We start from the raw sequence: 6,025 nt of genomic DNA, 5'->3' as shown, positions 1-6,025 counted from the left end.
GACCCGCCCGGCCCTGACCACCGCCCGGCCCCGACCCGCCACGGGCGGACGGCACGCCGTCGGCCCGGCACCACACCCACCGAGGAGCACGCCACCATGACCATCACCGAAGCCGAGACCTCCGTCTTCGACACCCTGGAGTCTCAGGTGCGCAGCTACTGCCGGGGCTGGCCGAGGGTCTTCGAGTACGCGCACGGCTGCCGCCTCCGGGACGAGGACGGCCATGTGTACCTGGACTTCTTCGCCGGGGCGGGCGCACTCAACTACGGCCACAACCCCCCGGTCCTCAAACGCGCTCTGCTGGACTACCTGGAGCGCGACGGCATCACCCACGGCCTGGACATGTCCACCACGGCCAAGCGGGACTTCCTGGAGACCTTCCGCGACCTCGTCCTGCGGCCGCGCGGCCTGGACCACAAGGTGATGTTCCCCGGCCCGACCGGCGCCAACGCCGTCGAGGCGGCCCTGAAACTGGCCCGCAAGATCAAGAGGCGCGAGACGGTGGTGTCCTTCACCAACGCCTTCCACGGCATGTCGCTGGGAGCGCTGGCGGTGACCGGCAACGCCTTCAAGCGCGCCGGCGCCGGTGTCCCCCTGGTGCACGGCGTGCCCATGCCGTTCGACCGCTACCTCGACGGCAAGGTCGAGGACTTCCTGTGGTTCGAGCGGCTGCTGGAGGACCGCGGTTCCGGCCTGAGCCGCCCGGCCGCCGTGATCGTGGAGACGGTCCAGGGCGAGGGCGGCATCAACGTCGCCCGGGCCGAGTGGCTGCGCGCCCTGGCCGACCTGTGCCGCCGCTGGGACATGCTGCTGATCGTCGACGACATCCAGATGGGCTGCGGCCGCACCGGCGGCTTCTTCTCCTTCGAGGAGGCCGGCATCGTCCCCGACATCATCACGCTGTCCAAGTCCATCAGCGGCTACGGCCTGCCGATGGCGCTGACCCTCTTCCGGCCCGAGCTGGACGTGTGGGAGCCCGGCGAGCACAACGGCACCTTCCGCGGCAACAACCCCGCCTTCGTCACCGCCACAGCGGCCCTGGACACCTACTGGGCCGACAGCGGAACGGAGAAGCAGACGCTCGCCCGCGGCGAGCAGGTCGAGGCCGCCCTGGACGAGATCGCCCGCGAGCACCGCCGTAGCGGGGCCGGATACCGGGGCCGCGGCCTGGCCTGGGGCCTGACCTTCACCGACGCCGGGCGCGCCGCCCGGGTGTGTGCCCGCGCCTTCGAGCTGGGGCTGCTGGTGGAGACCTCGGGCCCCGAGAGCGAGGTCGTCAAGCTGCTCCCGCCGCTCACCGCGACTCCGGACGAGCTGGACGAGGGGCTGCGCACCCTGGCCCGCGCCGTCGACGAGACCGGCTGACCGGCCCGACCGCGCGCGGTGCGCCGTACGCCCCCACTCCCGGGCGGGGAGTGAGGCCGCCTTCCCGGCCGCTCGGCGGGAGGGCGGCCTCACGCCCCGTCCGCAGCCCCGGCGACAGCGCGCCGCCCCTCCGGAAGCGTCATAATCTTCTCGTATGGGATATCTCTGGCATGCCTGCCGCGAGGTGCCGCCACCGGGACGGACGGGGGCGGCGCGCCGTTGCCGTACGCCGTGCGGCGCCGCGGCCGGAGGCCCGCCCGGCGGTCCGGCCCCCGAGCCGGGCCGGAGGGGAGCGCACGGTGACCGGGCCCGGTGACGCGACGGCCGCGCGGGACCGGCTGGAGACGGAGTTCCTGGAGGTGGTGCGCGGCACCGGCGCGTCCGCCGCCGGCCTGTACCTGCTGACCCCGGACGGGGACGCGCTGCGGCTGGTGATGATGTGCGGGGCGCCGCCCGGTTTCGTGGAGCCGTGGAAGAGTGTCGGACTGGCCGCACCGGTCCCGGCGGCCGACGCGGTGCGCGAGAACCGCCTGGTGTGGGTGGGCAGTCAGGAGGACATGGCCCGGGCCTATCCGCGCGCGGCGCTGACCGCGCCCTACCACTTCGCCCTGGCCGCCGCCCCCGTCGCCGCGGAGCGCTCCTGGGGGGCGCTGCTGCTGCTGTGGCCCGGCACCCACCCGCCGCGGATCTCCGGGCGGCGGCGCGACAACATCGTCTTCGGCTGCCGGAGGCTGGCACGGCTGCTGGAAGAGGAGGAGGACGCGGGCCGGCCGGCCCCGAACCCGGCCCGGCCCCGGCTGCTGAGCACCCGCACCGTGCGCACCGGCAGGTCGCAGTCGGCGCTGGCCGTCGAGGACTTCGCCGAGCGCCTGCCCGGCGGCTGCTGCGCCCTGGATCTGGAGGGCCGCATCACCTTCGTCAGCTCCGGCGGCGCCGAGCTGCTGGGCCGCGGCGCCGCCGAACTGCTCGGCACCCGTCCCTGGCACTCGCTGCCCTGGCTGGACGACCCGGTCTACGAGGACCGCTACCGGGCCGCGGTCGTCAGCCGCGAGCCCGTCTCCTTCGCCGCCCGCCGCCCGCCCGGCCGGTGGCTCGACTTCCGGCTCTACCCGGACGCCAGCGGCATCAGCGTACGCATCGAACCCGCGGGCGCCGGCCCCCGTCCCGCGCCGGTCCACGGCGAGCGGGCCGGGAGGTCCGCCCCGGCGAGAGCCGGGCAGCTCTACCAGCTGATGCACCTGGCCGCGGCCCTGACCGAGACCGTCGGGGTGCGGGACGTGGTCGACCTCATCGCCGACCAGATCATGCCCGCCTTCGACGCCAGGGGCGTGGTCCTGTCCGTCCTGGAGGACGGCCGGCTGCGCATCATCGGCCACCGCGGCTACTCCGCGGCGGCCATCGAGCGGCTCGAAGGCGTGGCGCTGGACACCTCCCTCACCCCGGCCGGGCGGGTGCTCGCCGAGGCCACACCGCTTTTCTACTCCTCCCCGCAGGAGATGGAGCGCGAGTACCCCGGCCTGCCGCGGACGACCGACAAGCAGGCGTGGGCGTATCTGCCGCTGAGCATCTCGGGGCGGCCCGTGGGCTGCTGCACCCTGTCCTACGACCGGCCCCACGAGTTCACCGCCGAGGAGCGAGCGGTGCTCACCTCCCTGGCCGGACTCATCGCCCAGGCACTGGACCGGGCGCGCCTGTACGACGCCAAGCACCAGATCGCCCACGGCCTCCAGCAGGCACTGCTGCCCCACACCCTGCCCGCCGTCCCCGGGCTGCGGGTGGCCGCCCGCTACCTGCCGGCCACCCGGGGCATGGAGATCGGCGGCGACTTCTACGACCTCATCCGCCTCAGCGACAGCACCGCGGCCGCCGTCATCGGCGACGTACAGGGGCACAACGTCGCCGCCGCCGCGCTCATGGGACAGGTCCGCACCGCCATCCACGCCCACGCCACCGCCGGCGTCTCCCCGGACCAGGTGCTCACTCGCACCAACCGGCTCCTGACCGATCTCGACCCCGGGCTGTTCACCAGCTGCCTCTACGTCCACCTCGATCTGGCCCGGCGGTGCGCGAGCATGGCCAGCGCCGGCCATCCCGCCCCGCTCCTGCGTCTGCCCGACGGCCGCACCGGCCCCCTGGACGTCCCGCCCGGCCTGCTGCTGGGCGTCGAGCCGGACGCCGACTACCAGGTCTTCGACACCCTCCTGCCGGCCGGCGCGGTCCTCGCCCTCTACACCGACGGCCTCGTCGAGACCCCGGGTGTCGATCCCGACGAGGCCACCGCCGGTCTCGCCCGCCATCTGGCCGACATCCCCGACGGGGATCCGGAGCGTCTCGTCGACGCCGTCGTCCGGGGGGCCCGCCCCGCTCGGCAGCGCACCGACGACATCGCCCTGCTCCTGCTGCGGACGGCTTTCGGCGAGGACTGAGCGGGGGAGCGGGACCCGGGCGGCCGGGCGCGGCGGAAGCGGGGGCGGCGATCCCGCCCCGGCGCGGTGGTGCGGGCCGGGACGGGATCGCGGGTGACGCGCTCGGGACGAGGGGTCAGGGGCCGGCGCAGGTGATGCCGCCGGGCGCCGTGTTGGAGCCGCCGGTGGCGGTGAAGCCGAAGGTGGCGGTGCCGCCCGCCGCCAGGGTGCCGTTCCAGGCGGTGTTGCGGACCGTGACGGTTCCGCTGGTCCCGGTGTTCCGGCCGTTCCAGACGCTGCCGAGGGACTGGCCGGGGGCCAGGGTCATCGTGACGGCCCATCCGTCGAGCGAGCCGGTGCCGTTGTTGCGGACCGACACCTCGCCCTGGAATCCGCCGGACCAGCTGTTGACCATGCGGTACTCGGCGGTGCAGGCGCCGTCCTCCGTGCCGCCGGTGGTCCCTCCGGAGGTTCCACCGGTGCTCCCTCCGGTGGCCCCGCCCGTGGTGCCGCCGGTCGTCCCGCCCGTGGTCCCGCCGGTGTCACCACCGGTCGTTCCACTCGTGGTGCCGCCGGAGGTACCGCCGTCGCCGAGGGCGGGCGTCTGCCAGTCGCGCCACTCGGCCAGGTCGGCGGACTTCTTGCCGGAGACCCTGAAGGTCCCGGAGGTGGTGCCGCCGTCCAGCAGGAACTTCCGGATGTGCTGCTGCAGGGGAGCGCGCCACTCGGAGCGGACGGCGCAGTGGCTGCCGTCCTGGACGTCGGACCAGTAGGTGATGTTGTCCCGCGCGCCGAGGGCCTTGTAGACCTCGGCCCCGCCCAGGGCGGCGACGGCTCCGGAGCGGGCGCCCAGCCAGTCGATGTGCGGATTGTCCATGATCAGCAGACCGCGGGGAGCGACCATGCCCACGATCTGGTGGGTGTCCACCGGCAGCGAGTTCGGGTTGCCGGTGTAGGAGCCGAACGCGTCGCCCAGCCAGGGCTGTTCGGAGTACGCGCTGCTCAGCGGCTGGGCGCCGCTCTCCTTCGCGATGGAGCGGAAGGCGCCGACACCGCCGCTGCCGGACTCGATCGGCATGGTCAGGGCGATGCGCTGGTCGAACGCGCCGGCGACGAAGGCGCCCTTGCCGTAGCGCGAGCAGCCGGTCACACCGGTGGCGTCTGCGGTCAGGACGCTGCCGCCGGAGGACTCGATGACGTCGATGATGCGGCTCACCCCCCAGGCCCAGGCGGCCAGCAGGCCGGTGCTGCTGGAGGAGCCGTAGACGCTGTAGAAGGCGCCCTGCTTGTTGTTGCGGGCGGTGCCCTCCCGGCCGACGCCGAAGGGGTCGTAACTGATGACGGCGGCGCCGGAGGCCTTGATGGTGGCGGTGTCCGCGCCGAACCCGCCGTAGACGACCACGGCGGGGAAGGGGCCGGTGCCGCCGGGCAGCTCCACATCCGCGGAGAAACTCGAACTCCTGCCCTGGTGGCTGACGTTGACGGTGATCCGGGAGGAGGAGACCGTCCCGGTCACGCTGTCGGGCCTGGCGGGCTTCTGCCCGTAGACGGTGCGCTCGGCCAGCTCCCTGATCTCCGCCCGCCGGCAGCGCCAGTCGGCCTTGGACGTGATCCGTGTGCCGTCCGTCCTCGTGAACGGGTCGGGGAGCGTCGAGGTGCCGGCCGGGCTGCCCTGCCCCACCTCGCAGTCGGCGCCGTCGTCCTCCACCGCGGCGGCCCGCGGCGCGGGCGGCGGGGAGTCGGCGGCGCCCGCCTGCGCGCCGAGGGTGGTGGTGGCCAGGCTCGCGACGGCCACGAAGACCGCGGCTGCCCACACCCGGGGTCGATGGCGATGCAAACGCATAACGGGGTCCTCCGGAGGAAGGCGTGCCGCCGGCAGGGCGCGGCCGCCGGCCGGACCACGGCACGGAAACCGGGCACCCGCCGAAGCACGCCGGGTCGTGGGGGGTGTACCGGTCCGGCCGGGCAGGGTGCCGCGCGGGGCGCGGAGCGCCGGAACCGGCAGTGGAAGCGCTCCCAGCCTAGGAAGGCGGTCAGGGTGAGGCAACGGGCGTGCGCGAACCGTGCGAGGTGGGCCGCTTTCGCTCGGTCTCCGGCGGGTGGAGGGGCCGGGCGCGACCGGGCGGAACGGTGGAAACCGCGGCAGAGTCCGCCTCCCGTGTTCCCGCCCTTCGGAAGTTCCGGCCAGATTCCGGTAATCGGGCGGCTCCCTGTCGGTCGATCACATCGTGCCGCGCCCGGGGGCTGCCCGCCGC

3 protein-coding genes are annotated in these 6,025 nt (G+C 74.4%); 2 read left to right on the top strand and 1 reads right to left on the bottom strand.

Annotation, left to right across the window (positions count from 1 at the left end; all coding sequences use genetic code 11):
• Positions 1 to 96: 96 nt before the first annotated feature.
• Positions 97 to 1,365 carry a diaminobutyrate--2-oxoglutarate transaminase gene (gene ectB, locus L7D48_RS24365; protein ID WP_237882517.1) on the top strand — a complete coding sequence of 423 codons (1,269 nt, stop codon included), beginning with the start codon at positions 97 to 99 and terminating at the stop codon, positions 1,363 to 1,365.
• A gap of 299 nt (positions 1,366 to 1,664) precedes the next feature.
• Positions 1,665 to 3,791, top strand: coding sequence for a SpoIIE family protein phosphatase (locus L7D48_RS24360; RefSeq protein WP_237882515.1), 2,127 nt, complete (start codon positions 1,665 to 1,667; stop codon positions 3,789 to 3,791).
• A gap of 115 nt (positions 3,792 to 3,906) precedes the next feature.
• On the opposite strand, the gene L7D48_RS24355 is transcribed toward L7D48_RS24360, so the two are convergent.
• Positions 3,907 to 5,613, bottom strand: coding sequence for a cellulose binding domain-containing protein (locus L7D48_RS24355; protein ID WP_237882512.1), 1,707 nt, complete (start codon positions 5,611 to 5,613; stop codon positions 3,907 to 3,909).
• Positions 5,614 to 6,025 lie beyond the last annotated feature (412 nt).

This window comes from Streptomyces sp. ICN903 (assembly GCF_022015835.1).
GTDB classification, from domain to species: domain Bacteria; phylum Actinomycetota; class Actinomycetes; order Streptomycetales; family Streptomycetaceae; genus Streptomyces; species Streptomyces fenghuangensis.
The sequence above is the reverse complement of the archived record's forward strand: the minus strand, read 5'-3'. Positions and strand labels throughout refer to the sequence as shown.